Origin of the sequence: Streptomyces sp. NPDC048560 (assembly GCF_040650955.1) — a bacterium.
Taxonomy (GTDB): domain Bacteria; phylum Actinomycetota; class Actinomycetes; order Streptomycetales; family Streptomycetaceae; genus Streptomyces.
In genome coordinates, this window is record NZ_JBEZIJ010000001.1 from 623,121 (window position 1) to 642,069 (window position 18,949).

General features: G+C 71.0%; 20 protein-coding genes. 10 read left to right on the forward strand and 10 right to left on the reverse strand.

Annotated features, from left to right (window positions below; translation table 11 throughout):
* The first annotated feature begins 152 nt into the window (after positions 1 to 152).
* Both AB0C82_RS02700 and AB0C82_RS02705 read left to right on the forward strand, forming a co-directional pair.
* Positions 153 to 380: a DUF3107 domain-containing protein gene (locus AB0C82_RS02700; protein WP_173315718.1), complete on the forward strand. Its 228-nt coding sequence runs from the start codon at positions 153 to 155 to the stop codon at positions 378 to 380.
* 223 nt (positions 381 to 603) lie between these two features.
* Entirely contained in the window at positions 604 to 876 is a 273-nt protein-coding gene (locus AB0C82_RS02705) for a hypothetical protein (protein WP_362835556.1), read from the forward strand.
* A 23-nt stretch (positions 877 to 899) separates the two neighbouring features.
* Here the strand turns inward: AB0C82_RS02705 and AB0C82_RS02710 are convergent, their stop codons facing one another.
* Positions 900 to 1,634 carry a ferritin-like fold-containing protein gene (locus tag AB0C82_RS02710; RefSeq protein WP_362835558.1) on the reverse strand — a complete coding sequence of 245 codons (735 nt, stop codon included), beginning with the start codon at positions 1,632 to 1,634 and terminating at the stop codon, positions 900 to 902.
* A gap of 448 nt (positions 1,635 to 2,082) precedes the next feature.
* Here AB0C82_RS02710 and AB0C82_RS02715 point away from each other — a divergent pair, with 448 nt between their 5' ends.
* Together AB0C82_RS02715 and AB0C82_RS02720 are read left to right on the forward strand one after the other, a co-directional pair.
* Positions 2,083 to 4,125, forward strand: a complete 2,043-nt coding sequence (locus AB0C82_RS02715) for a DEAD/DEAH box helicase (protein ID WP_362835560.1) — start codon at positions 2,083 to 2,085, stop codon at positions 4,123 to 4,125.
* Positions 4,126 to 4,239: 114 nt separating this feature from the next.
* A complete protein-coding gene (locus AB0C82_RS02720; RefSeq protein WP_362835562.1) occupies positions 4,240 to 5,088 on the forward strand; it encodes an alpha/beta fold hydrolase in 849 nt (282 codons plus the stop codon).
* Between the two features lie 78 nt (positions 5,089 to 5,166).
* Here the strand turns inward: AB0C82_RS02720 and AB0C82_RS02725 are convergent, their stop codons facing one another.
* Entirely contained in the window at positions 5,167 to 6,078 is a 912-nt protein-coding gene (locus AB0C82_RS02725; protein ID WP_362835564.1) for an NYN domain-containing protein, read from the reverse strand.
* 211 nt (positions 6,079 to 6,289) lie between these two features.
* Here AB0C82_RS02725 and AB0C82_RS02730 point away from each other — a divergent pair, with 211 nt between their 5' ends.
* On the forward strand, positions 6,290 to 6,442 hold the full coding sequence (locus AB0C82_RS02730; protein ID WP_362835566.1) for a hypothetical protein: 153 nt from the start codon (positions 6,290 to 6,292) through the stop codon (positions 6,440 to 6,442).
* Between the two features lie 95 nt (positions 6,443 to 6,537).
* On the opposite strand, the gene AB0C82_RS02735 is transcribed toward AB0C82_RS02730, so the two are convergent.
* The 4 genes from AB0C82_RS02735 to AB0C82_RS02750 form a co-directional block, all read right to left on the reverse strand.
* A complete protein-coding gene (locus tag AB0C82_RS02735) occupies positions 6,538 to 7,143 on the reverse strand; it encodes a MarC family protein (protein ID WP_362835568.1) in 606 nt (201 codons plus the stop codon).
* 138 nt (positions 7,144 to 7,281) lie between these two features.
* A complete protein-coding gene (locus tag AB0C82_RS02740; RefSeq protein WP_362835570.1) occupies positions 7,282 to 8,148 on the reverse strand; it encodes a PHP domain-containing protein in 867 nt (288 codons plus the stop codon).
* An 86-nt stretch (positions 8,149 to 8,234) separates the two neighbouring features.
* Positions 8,235 to 8,879, reverse strand: a complete 645-nt coding sequence (locus tag AB0C82_RS02745; protein ID WP_362835572.1) for a DUF6758 family protein — start codon at positions 8,877 to 8,879, stop codon at positions 8,235 to 8,237.
* A 145-nt stretch (positions 8,880 to 9,024) separates the two neighbouring features.
* Positions 9,025 to 9,609, reverse strand: coding sequence for a suppressor of fused domain protein (locus AB0C82_RS02750; protein WP_362835574.1), 585 nt, complete (start codon positions 9,607 to 9,609; stop codon positions 9,025 to 9,027).
* 412 nt (positions 9,610 to 10,021) lie between these two features.
* On the opposite strand from AB0C82_RS02750, the gene AB0C82_RS02755 reads away from it, so the two are divergent.
* Complete coding sequence (locus AB0C82_RS02755) at positions 10,022 to 11,137, forward strand: magnesium and cobalt transport protein CorA (protein WP_362835576.1); 1,116 nt, start codon at positions 10,022 to 10,024, stop codon at positions 11,135 to 11,137.
* A gap of 12 nt (positions 11,138 to 11,149) precedes the next feature.
* On the forward strand, positions 11,150 to 11,674 hold the full coding sequence (locus AB0C82_RS02760) for a hypothetical protein (protein ID WP_362835578.1): 525 nt from the start codon (positions 11,150 to 11,152) through the stop codon (positions 11,672 to 11,674).
* A 5-nt stretch (positions 11,675 to 11,679) separates the two neighbouring features.
* On the opposite strand, the gene AB0C82_RS02765 is transcribed toward AB0C82_RS02760, so the two are convergent.
* The gene (locus AB0C82_RS02765) at positions 11,680 to 12,441 is read right to left on the reverse strand and encodes a hypothetical protein (protein WP_362835580.1); all 762 of its coding nucleotides are present in this window, start codon (positions 12,439 to 12,441) and stop codon (positions 11,680 to 11,682) included.
* A gap of 177 nt (positions 12,442 to 12,618) precedes the next feature.
* Here AB0C82_RS02765 and AB0C82_RS02770 point away from each other — a divergent pair, with 177 nt between their 5' ends.
* From AB0C82_RS02770 to AB0C82_RS02780, 3 genes are read left to right on the forward strand one after another with little or no spacing between them, the layout of a single operon-like run.
* Entirely contained in the window at positions 12,619 to 13,893 is a 1,275-nt protein-coding gene (locus AB0C82_RS02770; protein ID WP_362835582.1) for a CBS domain-containing protein, read from the forward strand.
* On the forward strand, positions 13,883 to 14,443 hold the full coding sequence (locus tag AB0C82_RS02775; protein ID WP_362835584.1) for a DUF1003 domain-containing protein: 561 nt from the start codon (positions 13,883 to 13,885) through the stop codon (positions 14,441 to 14,443). Before AB0C82_RS02770 ends, AB0C82_RS02775 begins: the two co-directional genes overlap by 11 nt.
* 43 nt (positions 14,444 to 14,486) lie before the next feature.
* Positions 14,487 to 15,620 carry an Mrp/NBP35 family ATP-binding protein gene (locus AB0C82_RS02780; RefSeq protein WP_362835586.1) on the forward strand — a complete coding sequence of 378 codons (1,134 nt, stop codon included), beginning with the start codon at positions 14,487 to 14,489 and terminating at the stop codon, positions 15,618 to 15,620.
* A gap of 75 nt (positions 15,621 to 15,695) precedes the next feature.
* Here the strand turns inward: AB0C82_RS02780 and AB0C82_RS02785 are convergent, their stop codons facing one another.
* From AB0C82_RS02785 to AB0C82_RS02795, 3 genes are all read right to left on the reverse strand, one after another.
* Positions 15,696 to 16,355, reverse strand: coding sequence for a hypothetical protein (locus tag AB0C82_RS02785; RefSeq protein WP_362835588.1), 660 nt, complete (start codon positions 16,353 to 16,355; stop codon positions 15,696 to 15,698).
* A gap of 180 nt (positions 16,356 to 16,535) precedes the next feature.
* The gene (locus AB0C82_RS02790) at positions 16,536 to 17,000 is read right to left on the reverse strand and encodes a sec-independent translocase (protein ID WP_362835590.1); all 465 of its coding nucleotides are present in this window, start codon (positions 16,998 to 17,000) and stop codon (positions 16,536 to 16,538) included.
* A gap of 110 nt (positions 17,001 to 17,110) precedes the next feature.
* A complete protein-coding gene (locus AB0C82_RS02795) occupies positions 17,111 to 18,910 on the reverse strand; it encodes a trypsin-like peptidase domain-containing protein (RefSeq protein WP_362835592.1) in 1,800 nt (599 codons plus the stop codon).
* Positions 18,911 to 18,949 lie beyond the last annotated feature (39 nt).

Sequence of the window (18,949 nt, forward strand, 5' to 3'; positions counted from 1 at the left end):
CGCGCGCGGGGCCGGGCCGTGGGCCCCGGATCACTCCGGTGTTCGCTGCGGGCGTTGCCGGTCGGGCCGTGGTCGGTCCCCTCACCGGGCTAATGTGTGCTGCGTACGGCGCGGTTCACCGCGCAGAGACTGACCGTCGGAGGGACATAGCCGTGGAGGTCAAGATCGGGGTGCAGCACACGCCCCGGGAGATCGTTCTGGAGAGCGGGCTTTCCGCCGAAAAGGTCGAGAGCGCGGTCGCCGAAGCGCTCGCCGGCAAGGCGCAGCTGCTCAGCCTCACGGACGACAAGGGCCGCAAGGTTCTGGTGCCGGCCGACAGGATCGCGTACGTGGAGATCGGCGAGCCCAGCACCCGACGGGTGGGGTTCGGCGCGCTCTAGGCGCGACGCTACGCACGCAGGAGCGGCCCGGCGGATCATCCGCCGGGCCGCTTCCTCGTTCCCGCCGCACAGGCCGGTGTCCCTGCCGCACGACAGGCCGGTACGCCGTCGGCCGTCCCCCGGAGGGGTTTCCGCGGACCGCGGGAGGGTTGCGTTCCGCAGGCCCCGGGTAAGACCGCCTACGACCGATTTGCCCTCCCCGCAACCCGCGAGGTGATCCTCTGTGATCTGGGAATCCTTCGGCTCCGTCGTGCTCGGACTCGCCCTCTCCTGGGCGGCGCTCCGCTCGCTGCCGGACCGGCTCCCGTCCGTCCGTGCGGTCTTTCTCACCGGCGCTCTGGGTGCCCTGTTCGGCGCGTATCTGACGCACTCGGCGCTGGGGGCGGGCCATCCGGTGGCGACGCTGGCCGGCGCGGTGTTCGTGGGGATGGTGACGCTGTCCCTGCTGATCCGCCCGCGCAGCCGCCGACTGGCCCGCTCGGCGGCGGCCCAGTAGGGCCACCGGCCGCGTGGTGTGACCTACGCGGCGAGCCCGAGGGCCGCCATCCGCTTGGTGTGCGCCTCGGTGATCCTGGAGAACATCCGGCCCACCTCGGCCAGGTCGAACCCGTCGGCCACTCCGCCGACGAGCATCGTCGAGAGCGCGTCACGGTCGGCGACCACCCGCTGGGCCTGCGAGAGCGCCTCGCCCATCAGCCGGCGGGCCCACAGCGCGAGCCGTCCGCCGACCCTGGGCTCGGCCTCGATGGCCGCACGCACCTTCTCGACCGCGAAGTTCCCGTGCCCTGTGTCGTCGAGCACGGCCAGCACCAGGGAACGGGTGTCCGTGTCGAGCCGCGCGGCGACCTCGCGGTAGAAGTCACTGGCGATCGAGTCGCCGACGTACGCCTTCACCAGGCCCTCAAGCCAGTCCGACGGCGCGGTCTGGCGGTGGAAGTCGTCCAGGGCCTTGGCGAACGGCTCCATGGCCGCCGTGGGCTCTTCGTCGATCGCGGTGAGCCGCTCGGTCAGCCGCTCGAAATGATGGAATTCGGCGGAGGCCATCTTTGCCAGCTCCGCCTTGTCACCGAGCGTCGGAGCGAGCTTGGCGTCCTCGGCGAGTCGCTCGAAGGCCGCCAGTTCCCCGTAGGCCAGTGCGCCGAGAAGATCGACGACGGCGGCGCGGTACTGCGGCGCGGCGGACGCGGTGGCCCAGTCCTGGGCGGCGATCCCGGTCGGTGCGGGGGCTTCTTTGGCGTTGTCAGGCGTCTCCATGCAGCGCACAATAGCCGCCCCGGTGGGGGGTGTAAGGGCCCGGTCGACCATGGACGTCACACCGTTCCGATGAATTCGCCCAACACACATGCGCGAATCCGGGGTACAGTGGTATTGCGCTTACTGAGCATTTGACTGTGCTCGGAGCGCTTTTGAATGAGGATGCCCGGTCGGTGGCCCGATCGGCTCCGACCCGACAGCCCTCCACGCGAGGCGTACGACACGTACGACCGCAGATGAGGGGCCCCCTCAGCGGCACGAGCGCTCGAGCGACGGCAGTGGTCCCGCGCCACCCGGCCCATCCACGGCCGGATGACCAACCCCGGCACGGTACGACCCCCAGCGTTCGCCTCGGACCGCGTCTCACAGAAGAGGCAGCACCCTGACTACGTTCCGCGACCTCGGAATCCTTCCCGAGACGGCCGAAGCCCTTGAGGCAGTCGGCATCATGTCCCCCTTCCCCATCCAGGAGATGACGCTCCCCGTAGCGCTCTCCGGCTCCGACGTCATCGGCCAGGCCAAGACCGGCACCGGCAAGACGCTCGGCTTCGGTCTGCCGCTCCTGGAGCGCGTGACCGTCCCCGCCGACGTCGAGGCCGGGCGCGCCGCGCCCGACAAGCTGACCGACGCGCCGCAGGCACTGATCGTCGTTCCGACCCGCGAGCTGTGCCAGCAGGTCACCAACGACCTGCTCACCGCCGGCAAGGTCCGTAACGTCCGCGTCCTCGCGATCTACGGCGGCCGGGCGTACGAGCCGCAGGTCGAGGCCCTCAAGAAGGGCGTCGACGTGATCGTCGGCACCCCGGGCCGTCTTCTCGACCTGGCGGGCCAGCGCAAGCTCGACCTGTCGCACATCCGTGTGCTCGTCCTCGACGAGGCCGACGAGATGCTCGACCTGGGTTTCCTGCCCGACGTCGAGCGCATCATCACGATGCTGCCGCCGAAGCGCCAGACGATGCTGTTCTCGGCGACGATGCCGGGCGCGGTCATCAGCCTCGCGCGGCGCTACATGTCGCAGCCGACACACATCAACGCCACGTCGCCCGACGACGAGGGCACGACCGTCAAGAACACCGCGCAGTACGTCTACCGCGCGCACAACATGGACAAGCCGGAGATGCTCTCCCGCATCCTCCAGGCCGAGGGCCGCGGGCTCGCGATGATCTTCTGCCGTACGAAGCGCACGGCCGCCGACATCGCCGAGCAGCTGGAGAAGCGCGGTTTCGCTTCCGGCGCGGTCCACGGCGACCTCGGCCAGGGCGCCCGCGAGCAGGCGCTGCGCGCCTTCCGTAACGGCAAGGTGGACGTCCTCGTCTGCACCGACGTCGCCGCGCGGGGTATCGACGTCGAGGGTGTCACCCACGTCGTCAACTACCAGTCGCCCGAGGACGAGAAGACCTACCTCCACCGCATCGGCCGTACCGGCCGCGCGGGGGCCAAGGGCATCGCGATCACGCTGGTGGACTGGGACGACATCCCGCGCTGGCAGCTGATCAACAAGGCGCTCGACCTGAAGTTCCCGGACCCGGTCGAGACCTACTCCACGTCACCGCACCTCTACGAGGAGCTCAACATCCCGGCCGGCACCAAGGGTGTCCTGCCGCGTGCCGAGCGCACCCGTGCGGGTCTGCGGGCCGAAGAGGTCGAGGACCTCGGCGAGACCGGCGGCCGCGGCCGCAAGTCCGCCGCCCCGGCCCCGGCGCCCGCCCGTGAGGAGCGCCCGGCCCGTACACCGCGTCAGCGTCGTCGTACGCGCGGTGGCGGCTCGCTGGAGGAGGGCGCCGCCACGGTGCCCGCCCCGGCTGCGGAGGCCGTCATCGAGCCCGCGCCCGAGGCCGGTTCGGCGGAGCCGCGTACGCCGCGCCGTCGCCGTCGTGCCCGTGCCGGCGTTCCTGAGGCTGTCGCCGAGGCAGCGGTCGTCGAGGCAGCGGTCGCCGTGGCCGAGCCCGCGCCGATCTCCGTCGAGGACGTGGCGGAGCCCGTGGCCGAGGAGAAGCCGCGCCGGCGCCGTGCCCCCCGGGTGACGGCCGCCGAACCGGTGGCCGAGGTGGCCACGGAGGCCCCCGCGCCCAGGGTGAGGGCCACCAGGAAGGCCAAGACGGAGGTGGCGGCCGACTTCCAGACCGTCGCCGTCGCGGCCGCCGAGCCGGTCACCAAGCCGCGCCGCCGTGCCCGGGTCGTCAAGCCCGCGGCCGACGAGGTCGACTTCCAGATCGCCCCGCCGTCCGAGCCGGTGACGGAGACCCGTCGCCGTACGCGTCCCGCCGCCAAGCCGAAGACGGAAACGGTGAAGGCGGAAGCGGTCACGGAGGCTCCGGCCGCCGAGGGCGAGACGAAGCCGCGCCGGCGCCGTCCGCGTGCCGCGGTGAAGGTCGAGGCCGCCGAGGCGACCGCGCCCGTGGCGACCGAGGGCGATTCCGAGGCCGCCGCGAAGCCGCGCCGCCGCCGGGCTCCCCGCGCCAAGGCCGAAGCGGTCGCGACCGAGAGCTGATCCACCGCACGACCCGCGTCACACGAGGGGCCGGGTACTCCGCACCACGCGGAGTACCCGGCCCCTCGCGCGTACGCCCGCGACCAGGGCCCCGACCGGCGTTAGCCTCGTCCCATGAGCCGGCCACCCACCTTCACCCCGCCCCCCTGCGCCCGTGCCCGCACGCTGCGTACCGCACGCGGGGACTTCGCCGTACTGGACGCCGCACCGGGTGCGGAAGCGCGGTCCACCGCACTCCTGCTGCCCGGATACACCGGAAGCAAGGAGGACTTCATCGCCCTGCTCGAACCGCTCGCCGACGCCGGCTTCCGCGTGGTCTCCGTGGACGGCCGCGGGCAGTACGAGACCGAGGGGACGGAACGTCAGGAGGCTTACGCGCAGGTGGAGTTGGCCCGAGATGTGCTGGCGCAGGCCGAGGCGCTGGGCGCCGGGGACCAGCGCGTCCATCTGCTGGGGCACTCACTGGGTGGCCAGGTCGCCCGCGCCGCCGTGCTGCTGGACGCCTCTCCCTTCCGCTCGCTGACACTCATGTCCTCGGGGCCCGCCGAAGTCGTCCCGGGCCAGCGGGACAGGCTCAAGATGCTCGGCGACGCGCTGCGCACGATGACGATGGCCGAGGTCTGGGAAGCGATGCGGGCCTTCGATCCGCCGGAGGACGCGGACACCGGCGACGGCGAGGACATGCGCCGCCGGTGGCTGCGCCACAACCCCGCGCAGCTCGTCGCGACCGCCGCCCAGCTGTCCGGCGAGCCGGACCGGGTGGCGGAACTCGCCGCTCTGCCGATGCCCTTCCACGTGGTGTCCGGCGAGCGGGACGACGTCTGGCCCGTGGAGCTGTTCGACGACATGGCCCGGCGGCTGGGGGCACGGCGCACCGTCATCGAGGGCGCCGAGCACTCCCCCAACACGGCACGGCCCCTGGAGACGGCGGCGGCGCTGGCCTCGTTCTGGGACGGCCACTGACCCCGTACGCCTACGCGTGACAGAGGGCGGCCCGCCCGGCGCCCCCCATGAGCGGGAGCGCCGGGCGGGCCGCCGGGCTCAGTACTGCGACTGCAGGTGCTGCCAGAAGCCGTCGCGCAGCGCGCGCCGCAGATGGGCGTGGCCGCGCAGGGAGTGCTGGAGCAGCCGTTCGGCCTCCACCAGCAGGTCCTGGTCCACGGAGCCCGGCAGATAGGGATGGCCCGGCAGCAGATCCGCCAGGGACTCCCGGCCCCGGGCGGACAGCCAGGTGGCGGCGATCTGCGCGCCGACGAAACGGACGTTCTCGCGCGAGGGTGCCGGGGTGTCGTCCTCGTACGTGGTGACGGAGCGTCGCGTGACGTACGGGCGGCAGAAGTCCAGGTCGAAGGTGCGGGTGCTGTCGACCTCCCACAGCAGCGGCTCGGCCTGGTTGCGGCCTTCGCCCGCCTCGATGCCCCAGAGGTGGACGCGCGCCCCGTATCCCTGCGCCGCCTCGACCGCCGACACCAGGTCCTCGTCCCCGCCGACGAGCGCCGCGTCACTGATGGCACGGTGCCTGGCGAGGGACTCGAGGTCGGTGCGGATCAGTGAATCGACGCCCTTCTGCTGGTTGTTGGCATTGAGGTTGCCCAGCCTGACCTTCACGTCGGGGAGTTCGGCGATGGACTGCTGCTCGACGGTGTGGATGCGGCGCCTGGCCCCGTCGTACCAGTAGACGCGCAGCAGCCTGCTGTCCGCGAAGATCGTCCGCGCCTTGTCGATGAACGCCTCGATCATCCCCTCCGCGTCGAGGTCGAAGTTGCGGCGGTCCTCCGTCCCCGTGACGAGCAGCCCTGCCGCGGCGTACACATAGCCCGCGTCCACGAAGATCGCGTGGGTCGAGGGGGTCTTCGACACCTCCGCGAGCACCCGTGTGAGGAGCTCGTTGGTGCGGTCCAGGTAATCGCGGATATCGGTCTGGCCCTCCGCCGGCTCGTCCGCTACGTTCATGCGGAGCTCACCGGCTGCGCCTGCGCGGCTACTACCTGGTAGTTAGGCATCCAAAAAATTTCCTTAGCGTAGGGAATGATTGCGGTCGGCAAGCCGTTGTACAGACTGTGGAGCGCGGGACGCGGAAGCCCCTGCGCTCTTCATCCTTGCGGACGGGTCACTCCGTCCTCCAGTAGTTCTCCAGCAGGAGGATCAGACGAAGGGAAGCCATATGCGCTTCGAGATCATGCGACTCGACGATGTCGACGGTACCGCCGTGGACAGCACCGTCGTGGACGCCGCCTCCGTCAACCGGATGGTGCAGCAGGCCGCAGCCATAGGCCAGCGCATCTACATCCGGCCGGCCGAAAGCTCGGCTTCGTAACGCCTGACACAGCATTGCGCCGCTAAAGACGAAGCGCCCCCGTACGGAAGGACCGTACGGGGGCGCTGTGGTGTCCGGGCAGGTGGGCGGCCGTCCTAGGCGTTCTGGATGACCTGGGTGACACCGTTGATGATCTGCTGGACGGCGATGGCCGACAGCATCATCCCGGCGAGCCTGGTCACGAGCACCACTCCGCCGTCCCTGATGACTCGGATGATCAGCAGCGAGTAGCGCATCGCCAGCCAGAGCACGACGTGCATGGCGACGATCGCGGTCCAGACGGAGATCTGGCCGGCCGCACCGCCGGCGTTCTGCACCGCGAGGATCACCGAGACGATCGCACCGGGGCCGGCGAGCAGCGGCATCCCCAGCGGTACGAGCGCCACGTTGACGTCCTTGGTCTGCGTGGGCTCGTCGGTCTTGCCGGTGAGCAGGTCGAGTGCGATGAGCAGCAGGAGCAGCCCGCCCGCGATCATCAGCGCGGGCACCGAGACGTGGAGGTAGTCGAGGATCTGCTGACCGAGCAGACCGAAGACCGCGATGACGCCGAAGGCGACCGCGACGGCCTGGAAGGCCATCCTGCGCTGGACCTTGGCGGGGCGCCCTGCGGTGAGGGCCAGGAAGATGGGGGTGATTCCGGGCGGGTCCATAATCACAAAAAGCGTGAGAAAAAGGGATCCGAAGACAGCGACGTCGAACACAGTGAGCCTTGCGAGTGGGGAGCGGGTCGAACAGGAGGGGCACGGCCCGGCGGCGGGGTGACGACAGCCGTCAGCGGCCGGGCGCGCGAAGGTGTGACCGGAAGGCGTGAGGTACGGCGCGGGCGCCGCGTCAGGCTCTTACGGGCGGCGGGGTCCGCCGGCGCCCGGCACCGGGAAGGCTCCCGCTGCGCGCCGGGTGATCTCGCCGTAGATCTCGGGGTCGGTGGTGTACTCACCGAGCCGCACGGTCTTGCGGGTGCCGTGGTAGTCGCTCGAACCGGTGGCCAGCAGCCCGAGGTCACCGGCGAGTCCGCGCAGACGCGCCCTGGTGGGTGCGTCGTGGTCCATGTGGTCGACCTCGATGCCGTCGAGTCCGGCCGCCGCGAGCAGTCCGATCGACTCCTCGGGCACCACCGCGCCACGCTTCACGGCGAGCGGATGGGCGAAGACGGTGACGCCTCCCGCGGCCTTGACCAGCCGGATCGCGTCGAAGGGGTCGAGTTCGTGCTTCTCGGCGTACGCGCGTCCGCCGTTCGCGAGCCACTCCGGCGTGAAGGCGTCGGAGACCGTACCGACGACGCCGAGGTCGACGAGCGCGGTGGCGATGTGCGGGCGGCCGACGGAGCCGTCCCCCGCGATCGCCGCGACCTGCTCCCAGGTGACCGGGACGCCCAGCTCCTGGAGCTTGAGCACCATGGCCTGGGCACGCGGCACCCGGTCGTCCCGCACCAGCTCGCGCTCGCGGGCCAGTTCGGGCTCGTGCGGGTCGAAGAGGTACGCCAGCATGTGCAGGCTCACGCCGTCGATGCGGCAGGAGAGCTCGGCGCCGGTGACGAGGGTGAGGCCCTCGGGCAGGGCCGCGATCGCTTCGGCGTGGCCGGCGACCGTGTCGTGGTCGGTGAGAGCGACGACGTCGAGCCCCGCAGCGGCGGCGCCCGCCACCAGCTCGGCGGGGGTGTCCGTGCCGTCCGACGCGGTGGAGTGGGTGTGCAGGTCGATGCGCACGACGCGTACTCCAGTGCTCGCGGACGGACAGGGGACGCTCAAGGATAACCGCCGCGTCCGCTCCCCCCGGCCGTCCGTCCGGACCGTCAGGGAGGGGAGAGCAGCCGTGGGCTGAGCGCACCGCAGGGCACGAGGTCCACCTCGGCTCCGGCGTCGCGCAGGTCCGTGAGCACCAGCTCGTCATACATCAGCAGCCCGGACTGCTCGGGCCAGACGATCGCCCAGAGCCAGATCCCGCAGGCCTCGCCCGCGAAGACGGCCCGGTCTCCCGGTGCCCCCTTGACGTGCCAGAGGGGTGTCGGGCGTCCGGCGGCGAGCACCTTGGCCTCGGGCGCCCCGCTGCCGCACAGCTGCGGTCCGGGGTCGGGGCCGTCCAGGCCGGCGTACCGCGCCCCGAGTCCCACACCCAGCTCCTCGGCGACGAGCAGCAGCTCCCCGAAGCCGCCGAGCGGCCCGGGACCCGAGCAGGCGACGGCGGTGGCGCGCCCGCCGCTGCGGTCGTCCCCCGCGGAGGCCACGCCCGTGAACAGCCAGCCCACCGGCAGCGGCCAGGGCATCCACACCGGCACCTGCGCACGGTGCACCACGACGCCGAGAGACTCGACGCCGGGCGGGATCACCGGCTGCATCGGGTACACCTGGCCGTGCACGGGGCACTGCCAGGAGTCGGCAAACAGACCGGGCGCCCTGACCCGGCCACCGCACTTCGGGCAACTGGGTTCGCCCCTCATAGCGTCCAACCGTCCTCCCCGGCGGTCGCCGCGTCAAGGACGATCACCCGTCCGCAGCGTGGCTCCACCCGGGAAAACAGCTGTACGTCACACCGAAAGACGTCGCGGACCGTGGCAACTGACCGCCCCCGCTGTGCCGTTCGTCTCAGTCGAGGGCCACGGACGCACGCAGCGGATCGCGCAGGTCCGTGCCGTGCGACAGCCACCGCTCCTGGAGCTCCTGCGCGCCCCTGACCCGCTTCCAGGCGGCCTCGTTGTGCGTCATCGGCAGGAGCGGCAGGAAGTGCACGGGGTCCATCGGGGCATCGAGTTCCAGGTCCTCGACGAGCCCGCCCGGCTCGGCCACCAGGACGGAGCTGAAGGGCGCCCCCGGCCACAGCGGCTGCCCCACGTCGAGGGAGGCGCCGGGCGCCACGATCAGCCCCTCGACCTGCGGGGACGCGGCCAGTACGGCCAGCGGGCGCAGCACCTGATCGGTGTCGGCGAGCCCCGCCCGTACCGACAGGACCAGCTCGGCACGCGGCCCCTTCACCGGGTCGGCGCGGGGCGAGGTGGGGTCTGCCATCGGCTGCCCGGACATGCCGAGCGTGGCGTAGCGCACCACGTCGCCGTCGATGAAGCGGAGCACCTGGATGCGGTCGGTACCGAGGAAGGTGACGTCGGCGCGTGCGTCGGGTTCACCGAGGGCGGTACGGAGCCGTGCCTCGACCAGCGCGAGAATTTCTTCCATCCCGCGAGCATAGGACGCGTCAGGAACGGGCAAAGAAAGGGATTGACCCCGAGTCGGCTGGTAGCCTGACCGCCAGCCGGGACAGCACGCAGAAGCGTCGCTCTCTCAGTCCTGTGCACACGTCGTCCCCCACGGGGGACCGGCCGGAGGAGGTGGGGACTGCCATGGATCCAAGTCGACCGTGCAGTACCAACCGCTCTTCCGCCCGACGCCTTCCCTCTGTCGCCTGAAGCCTTCACGGTCAAGGCCCACGGCAGTTCGCGCGACGGAAGAGCCCCTCGTTTTTGCCTGTCTGTAGCGAACGCCGTCATCGCGCTGCCGCGGTGCCGCCCGCTTTGCGGACGTAGTGACACGTCCCCATTCCGGGCTGTTCCACGTGCCCGCCGACGGCCCTCCGTGAAGGAGATCAGCCATGTCGATGATCCGTGACCTGCGCGCCGCCGTGCGCCCGTCCCTGCGCAAGAGCAACGCCCCGTACAACAGCTACGACACGACCCGTGACCCGTCCGCCTCCAGCGCGGTCGTCGACTGCGCGGTCTACCGCGACGGCCGGCGCCAGAAGGCTGACGGCTGTCAGACCCCGCACGAGGCGATGCTCCGGGTGCGGGAGCACGGCGGCTTCGCCTGGATCGGCCTGCACGAGCCGACGGAGGAGGAATTCGCCGGTATCGCCCGGGAGTTCGGCCTTCACCCGCTGGCCGTCGAGGACGCGGTGCACGCGCACCAGCGGCCCAAGCTCGAGCGGTACGACGACACGCTGTTCACGGTCTTCAAGACCATCCACTACGTGGAGCACGCCGAGCTGACCGCGACCAGCGAGGTCGTGGAGACCGGCGAGGTCATGTGCTTCACCGGCCGGGACTTCGTCATCACCGTCCGGCACGGCGGACAGGGCTCGCTGCGGGCCCTGCGCCACCGGCTCCAGGAGGACCCCGAGCTGCTGGCCAAGGGTCCGTCGGCCGTCCTGCACTCCATCGCCGACCACGTCGTGGACGGGTACATCGCGGTGGCGGAGGCGGTGCAGGACGACATCGACGAGGTGGAGATCGGCGTCTTCTCCACCCCGGCCAAGGGCAGCCCCCGCGGTTCGGACGCGGGCCGGATCTACCAGCTGAAGCGTGAGGTGCTGGAGTTCAAGCGGGCCGTGTCCCCGCTCCTGCGCCCGATGCAGCTGCTGAGCGAGCGGCCGATGCGGCTGATCGACCCGGACATCCAGAAGTACTTCCGTGACGTGGCCGACCACCTGGCCCGTGTCCAGGAAGAGGTCATCGGCTTCGACGAGCTGCTGAACTCGATCCTCCAGGCCAACCTGGCCCAGGCCACCGTCACGCAGAACGAGGACATGCGCAAGATCACGTCCTGGGCGGCCATCATCGCCGTACCGACGATGATCTGCGGGGTGTACGGCATGAACTTCGACCACATGCCCGAGCTGCAGTGGACGTACGGCTATCCGATGGTGATGGGCGTCATCGGCGTCGTCTGCTTCTCCATCCACCGCACCCTCAAGCGCAACGGCTGGCTCTAATAGAGTGCGCTCATGACTGCTGCTGCTCCTGACGTGCTGCTGGACCGGGCCCTTGTCGAGGAGGCCACCAAGAAGTCCGGGCTGATCTGGGTCCGGGGCACCGGACACGCCCGGGCGCTGTGGCACATCTGGCACGAGGGCGCCGTCTACCTCATCGGGGACGGCCCCGGCGAACAGCCGCTCCCGGACGGCCTCACCGACGGGGCCGCCGCCGAGGTCACCGTCCGCAGCAAGGACAAGGGCGGCCGGCTGGTCGTCTGGACCGCCGCGGTGACCGAACCCTCGCCGCGCTCCGAGGAGTGGACCGCGGCGGTGGGCGAGCTCAAGGGCAAGCGGCTGAACGCGCCGGACGCCGAGACGATGACGGAGCGCTGGGCGCGCGAGTGCCGTCTGGTGCGGCTGGAGCCCGGCGAGTCCCGGACCGACCTGCCGGACTCCTCGGGGGCGGCGGCTCCGCTGCCCACCGGGGCGACGACCCGCCGGCCCGTACCGGCCGCCCTCCCCCGGCTGCTGCTGGGGCGCCGCAAGAAGCGCTGACGGGCTCAGTCCGAGGACTTGGGGAGCTGGCCTCCGTAGTCGACCGTCTCGTCCTCGGTGGGCGGCTCCAGGGTGAAGGCCCTGCCCCAGTCGGTCAGCGAGACCGTGCCGCCACCTCCGCCGCGTGCGACCCGCAGGGGATACGGCGTGCCCTTCAGGGACACGTCGAGCGTGCCGCCCTCACCCTTTCCGCCCACGATCTGCACGGTGGGGACTCCGGCGACCTTGTCCCGGTCGCCCTTGTTGACCTTGCCGTGCAGGGCGAGCAGGCCGTCGAGCAGGATCTTCTTGTCCGTGAAGCCGCGCAGCTGCTTGTACGTGGGGTCGCCCTCGGGGACCTTGACGTACTTGCCCTGGAGCTTGTCGGCGGCTTCCTGGTCGCTCTTCTCGCCCTTGCCGCCCGTCTCGGGGTTCCAGAAGCCGGCGTCGGCCTTGAGGAAGAGCTCGTCACCGATGCGCAGCAGCGCGAAGGTGCTCTTCTTCGAGGTGACGGAGCCCGTGCCGCCCTCCGCGTTGAGCTGCATGTTGAGCCGGTACGTGCCCCTCTTGCTGACCAGGGTGCCGGCGAGCCGGACCCCGTCGGCGGAGTCCGCCGCCGCTCTCGCCTTCTTGTCGATCTCCGCCGCACCGAGTCTGCCGACACCGTTGGTTCCCTTGTCCGGGTCCTCTCCGGCACACGCGGTGAGGACCGCGGTCAGCCCCGCACAGAGCACTACGGCGAGGGCGGTCCGGTGACGGGCCCGGACGGCCAGGGCAAAAGAGGTCACAGGCGCACTGCCTCTCATCTGCGTGTCGGGGGTGGCAGACGGCAGCGTACCCGTGCCGACTACGCCTCTTCGCAGAGAGCCGGACGGACAGCCCGCCGGGGCGCCGCGGAGCGGTACGGGCTAGCCTGATCCCGGCATAACGGTGTAATCACGTCACAGTCGGAGGAGGTGCGCGGGATGGTGGCAGGCGCCCCGAGGATCTTCGTCTCACACCTGTCCGGTGTGCCCGTCTTCGACCCCAATGGTGACCAGGTCGGCCGGGTCCGCGACCTGGTGGCGATGCTACGCGTCGGCGGGCGCCCGCCGAGGCTGCTCGGCATGGTCGTCGAGTTGACGAGCCGTCGGCGGATCTTCCTGCCGATGACCCGGGTGACGGGCGTCGAGTCCGGTCAGGTCATCACCACCGGCGTGGTCAACATGCGGCGCTTCGAGCAGCGCCCGACCGAAAGGCTGATCCTCGGGGAGTTCCTCGACCGCCGGGTCCAGCTGCTGGGAACCGACGAGGAGGTGACCATCCTCGACGTCTCGATCCAGCAGCTCCCGGCACGCCGCGACTGGGAGATCGACAAGTACTTCGTACGCAAGGGGCGCGGCGGTGCTCTGAGGCGCAAGGGCGAGACCCTGACCGTCGAGTGGTCGGCGGTCAGCGGCTTCTCGCTGGAGGAGCACGGGCAGGGCGCCGAGAGCCTGGTCGCCACGTTCGAGCGGCTGCGGCCCACCGATGTGGCCAACGCCCTGCATCACCTGTCGCCGAAGCGCCGCGCGGAGGTCGCCGCCGCGCTCGACGACGACCGGCTCGCGGACGTCCTGGAGGAGCTTCCCGAGGACGACCAGGTGGAGATCCTGGGCAAGCTGAAGGACGAGCGGGCCGCGGACGTCCTGGAGGCGATGGACCCGGACGACGCGGCCGACCTGCTCTCCGAGCTGCCCGAGGAGGACAAGGAGAGGCTGCTCGCCCTCATGCGTCCGGACGACGCGGCGGACGTGCGGCGCCTCATGGCGTACGAGGAGCGGACGGCCGGGGGTCTGATGACGACCGAGCCCATCGTCCTGCGGCCGGACGCCACGGTCGCCGACGCGCTCGCCCGGGTCAGGCAGTCCGACCTGTCCCCCGCCCTCGCCGCGCAGGTGTACGTCTGCCGGCCGCCGGACGAGACCCCGACGGGCAAGTACCTCGGCACGGTGCACTTCCAGCGGCTGCTGCGCGATCCGCCGTTCACCCTCGTCGGCTCGATCGTCGACAGCGACCTCGTACCGCTGCCTCCGGACACCCCGCTGTCCTCGGTCACGAGCTATCTGGCCGCCTACAACCTCGTCTCCGTGCCGGTCGTGGACGCGAGCGGGTCGCTGCTGGGCGCGGTGACCGTGGACGACGTGCTGGACCACCTGCTGCCCGAGGACTGGCGCGAGACCGACTTCCACGGCGAGGAGGGGATCGCCCGTGGCCGGTGAGGAGCGCCCCAGGGCGGGTTCGACGGGTTCCTCCGGCCTCGTACGTCCGCCGCGGCCCCGGCTGGACCAGCCGAAGGCACCGCGCCGCCGGCTGCTGCCCGAGTACGACCCCGAGGCGTTCGGCCGCTTCTCGGAGCGGATCGCCCGCTTCCTGGGCACCGGCCGGTTCATCGTCTGGATGACGCTGATCATCATCCTGTGGGTGGTGTGGAACATCTTCGCGCCCGAGCCGCTGCGGTTCGACGAGTACCCGTTCATCTTCCTGACCCTGATGCTCTCGCTCCAGGCCTCGTACGCGGCCCCGCTGATCCTGCTCGCGCAGAACCGGCAGGACGACCGCGACCGGGTCACACACGAGCAGGACCGCACGCAGAACGAGCGCTCCATCGCCGACACCGAGTACCTCACCCGGGAGATCGCCGCGCTCCGGATGGGCCTCGGCGAGGTCGCCACACGGGACTGGATCAGGTCAGAGCTCCAGGACATGGTGAAAGATATGGAGGACCGCCAGGTCCTCTCGCAGGTGGAGAGTGACGAAGGCGACCGTTGACGGGTTACCCGGGCGTAGGGGCAAGCGCCGTAACATCGTCGGTATGGCTACGGAAGACGCGGTGCGTGAAGCACTGGCGACAGTGAACGACCCGGAGATCCACCGTCCGATCACCGAACTCGGCATGGTGAAGTCCATCGAGATCGACGCTGACGGTGTAGTCGCTGTCACGGTGTATCTCACGGTCTCCGGCTGTCCGATGCGCGAGACCATCACCAACAACGTGACCGAGGCGGTGGCGCGCGTCGAAGGCGTGTCCCGCGTCGAGGTCACGCTCGACGTCATGAGCGACGAGCAGCGCAAGGAACTGGCGAGCTCGCTGCGCGGCGGCACGGCGGAGCGCGAGGTGCCGTTCGCCCAGCCCGGCTCGCTGACCCGCGTCTACGCCGTGGCGTCGGGCAAGGGCGGCGTCGGGAAGTCGTCGGTGACAGTGAACCTGGCGGCGGCGATGGCGGCCGACGGGCTCAAGGTCGGCGTCGTGGACGCGGACATCTACGGGCACAGCGTGCCGCGGATGCTCGGCGTGGACGGCAAGCCCACCCAGGTCGAGAACATGATCATGCCGCCGTCGGCGCACGGAGTGAAGGTCATCTCCATCGGCATGTTCACGCCCGGCAACGCGCCCGTGGTGTGGCGCGGACCGATGCTCCACCGCGCGCTCCAGCAGTTCCTCGCCGATGTGTACTGGGGCGACCTGGACGTCCTGCTCCTCGACCTCCCGCCGGGCACCGGTGACATCGCGATCTCCGTCGCCCAGCTCGTGCCGAACGCCGAGATCCTCGTCGTCACGACGCCGCAGCAGGCCGCGGCGGAGGTCGCCGAGCGGGCCGGTTCCATCGCCGTCCAGACCCACCAGAAGATCGTCGGCGTCGTCGAGAACATGTCCGGGATGCCCTGCCCGCACTGCGACGAGATGGTCGACGTGTTCGGCTCGGGCGGCGGTCAGCGGGTCGCCGAAGGGCTGACGAAGACCGTCGGCGCCACGGTCCCGGTCCTGGGGTCCATCCCGATCGACGTCCGGCTGCGTGAAGGCGGCGACGAGGGCAAGCCCGTCGTCCTGTCCGACCCGGACTCACCCGCGGGAGCCGCACTGCGCTCCATCGCGGAGAAGCTGGGGGGCCGTCAGCGCGGCCTGTCCGGCATGTCGTTGGGGATCACCCCGCGCAACAAGTTCTGAGTCCCGGCACACGCGCGTACGCGTAAGGGGGCGGCCTCCGAGGAGACCGCCCCCTTACGCGTACCCGTGGCAGGGTCAGCTGTACGCCTCGATGTCCGCGACCACCGAGAAGCCCAGCCCGTAGGCGCTCATCCCGCGCCCGTACGCCCCGATGTGGACGCCGTTGTGCGCCGAGCCCGCCAGCACCCAGCCGAACTCGGACTCGCGGTAGTGGAACTCCACCGGCACACCGTCGACCGGGAGCGACAGCGTCGACCAGGGCGCGTTGCCGAGGTCGTCGGCGAGCTCGAAGGCCGTCTCGGTCTGCTGGTCCAGCCAGTCGTCGCGCAGCGTGTGGTCGAGCTGCGGGGGCCAGGTGTACGAGAGCAGACCCGACCCGGCCAGCCAGGCCGCCGAGGAGACCGTGGTGGCGTCCAGGACACCCGTACCGTCACCGCTGCGCCGCACCGGACTTGCGGCCACCGTCACGACGACCGCGAACCGCTCCTTCTCGGCACCCGCGTCCGACCGCACCGACGGCTCGTCGCCGTGCCCCGTGGAACCGTGCTGCACCGTGCCGTCGGCCGCCGTGCCTACCTGCATGAGCCAGCGCGGGCCCGCAAAGGCCTCGTCCAGCCCGTACCAGGGAAATGGCGCCTGCAGATAGCCGTCGACCGTACGCCGGGCCGCCGGCACCCCCTCTGCGGTGACTGTGCTGGGCGCACCATCCGCCCCTACCCGACTCGTCGTCTCCATCTGCCCGGCCGCCTCCTCGATCTGTCAAAGATCCGGAGCGGCCCGCCCCTTCACGAGGTGAACATCCACGCAACCGGACAGATGGAGAATAGCGACACGGCCCGGACGAGTCGGGATTGGCAGGTCGCCGAGCCTGTCGCCGGGTCGCCGGGTCGTCTCATGGACCAGCGGGGCGGACCCTCAGGTGGCGTCGGCGTCGAAGGGCGGACGCTCGTCCTTGGCGGGCTGCGCGGGCTTCTTCAGCAGGTCGGGCGCGCCCGCGGCATCGGCCGCGGCCTTCGTCGAGCCGTTCACGGAACCGGACGACGACACGCTCTCGCGGCCGTTCACCGCGTCGGTGACCTCGGCCATCTCCTTGCGCAGGTCGAAGCTCTCGCGGATCTCCTTCAGCCCCAGTTCGTCGTCGCCGTCCATGAGCTGCTTGCGGACGAACGTCTTGGGGTTGAGGTCCTCGAACTCGAAGTCCTTGAACTGCGGGCCGAGCTCGGAGCGGATGTCTTCCTTCGCGCTGTCCGAGAACTCACGGATCTTGCGGATGGTGCGGGTGACGTCCTGGATGACCTTCGGCAGCTTCTCAGGACCGAAGACCAGCACGGCGAGAACCACGAGCGTCAGCAGCTCGAGTGCGCCTATGTCATTGAACACCTTGTTGCTCCTCGTGTTCTCCGCGTGTTCTCCGCCGGCAGCCCGTACGGGGCCCGGATTCGCTCCACGGTACCCGCCGAAGCTGTCCGGGCGGTACCTTCCGGTGGCCGTTACGTGCCGCTTGCCGAGCCGAGAGTCACCGTCAGGGAAAGGTCCTCGCCGCCACGGGTGAGCCCGAGGTCCAGCCGGTCTCCGGGGCGGTGGGCGCGGATCTTGACGATCAGTTCCTCGCCGCTGTGCACCCGCGCGCCGTCCACCTCCGTGATGATGTCGCCCGGCCTGATGCCCGCTTTCGCCCCGGGACCGCCGGAGGTGACGGCGGATCCGCCGTCGGCACCCTTCGTGCCGACCTTGGCGCCGTCGCCCGCGTACTTCATGTCGAGCGTGACGCCGATCACCGGATGGGTGGCCTTACCGGTGTTGATCAGCTCCTCGGCGACCCGCTTCCCCTGGTTGATGGGTATCGCGAAGCCGAGACCGATGGAGCCGGACTGGCCGCCGTCCAGGGCGCTGCCGCTGTCTGCGGCCCGGATGGCGCTGTTGATGCCGATGACGTGCGCCTCGGAGTTCACGAGGGGGCCGCCCGAGTTGCCGGGGTTGATCGGGGCGTCGGTCTGGAGCGCGTCGACGTAGCTGACGTCGGTGCCGTCGCCCTTCTCGCCGCCCGCGGTGATGGGCCGCTCCTTGGCGCTGATGATGCCGGAGGTCACCGTGTTGGACAGGTCGAAGGGGGCGCCGATGGCCACCACCGGGTCGCCGACCTGAACGTTGTCGGAGTTTCCGAGCGGCAGCGGCTTGAGTCCCGACACCCCCGTCACCTTGACGACCGCCAGGTCGTAACCGCTGTCCTTGCCGACGATCTTCGCGCTCGCGGTCTCACCGCCGCTGAACGTGACGGTGATGTCGCCGCTGCCGCCCGCGGGGGCGACGACGTGGTTGTTGGTGAGGATGTGTCCCTCGTCGTCCAGGACGAAGCCCGTGCCGGTGCCCGACTCGCCGGAGCCGCTGACGTGGAGGGTGACCACGCTGGGCAGGGCGCTGGCGGCGATTCCGGCGACGCTGTCGGCGGGCCGGCCACCACTGTCCCGGCCGGCCTGCGGAAGCTCGACGGAGGTCAGGCCCCCGGTGCGCTCGACGTAGGCACCGATGCCGCCACCGATGCCGCCGGCGACCAGCGCGATCAGCATGATTCCGAGGAGGCCGGACCCGCGCCGGCCCTTCCTGCGACGGGTTTCCTCCCCGAAGGGCAGCCCCTGCGCGGTCAACGGCCGGCGGGGTACGCCCCACGGGTCGTACTGGAGCCACTGCGAGGTCGTGGGGGGCTGCGGGTGCGGCTGCTGGGGCTGGGGAGGCTGCGGGTGCTGCTGGACGTGTGTGTGCGGCTGCTGGGGCTGCTGGGCGTGAGCCTGTGGCTGGTGCGTGTGTGCGGGCGCGTAGGCGGGCCCAGGGTCGGCCGTCATCCCATGACCGTTCGTACCCGCGTAGGGGGGCGGTACGGGGGTGCCGTGGGCCGGGGTCGGGACGGGGCGCTGCACGGGCGGCGCGGGGGCCCAGGGGCCGGGGCCGCCGTAGGGCGGGGTGCTGTACTCGTCCGGGGCGTGCAGCGGCTGCGCGCGCGGGGCCGGCGAGGGCTGGTCCGCGGCGGCGTGACCGGGCGGCACGGCGGGCGTATGCCCGGACGGTACGACGGCTATCCGCCCGGTCGGATCCTCGTCGGCTCCCGGAGCGACGGGCGCGGCCTCCCGGAGGGTCGCGTCAGCGAGCGGGGGCCCGACCGGGGCGGTGGCTCCGGTGGCTCCCGTCGTGTCCTCGGCGGGAATCGCGTCCTCGGGCCCGCTGTGGCCGGTTCGCCCCGTCGCGGGGCGGCTCCACCACTTCGCCTTCGGCCCAGTGGGCTTCCCGTCGTCCATGTTCTCCCCACAGCTGGCCTCTGCACGTCCCCACAGGGG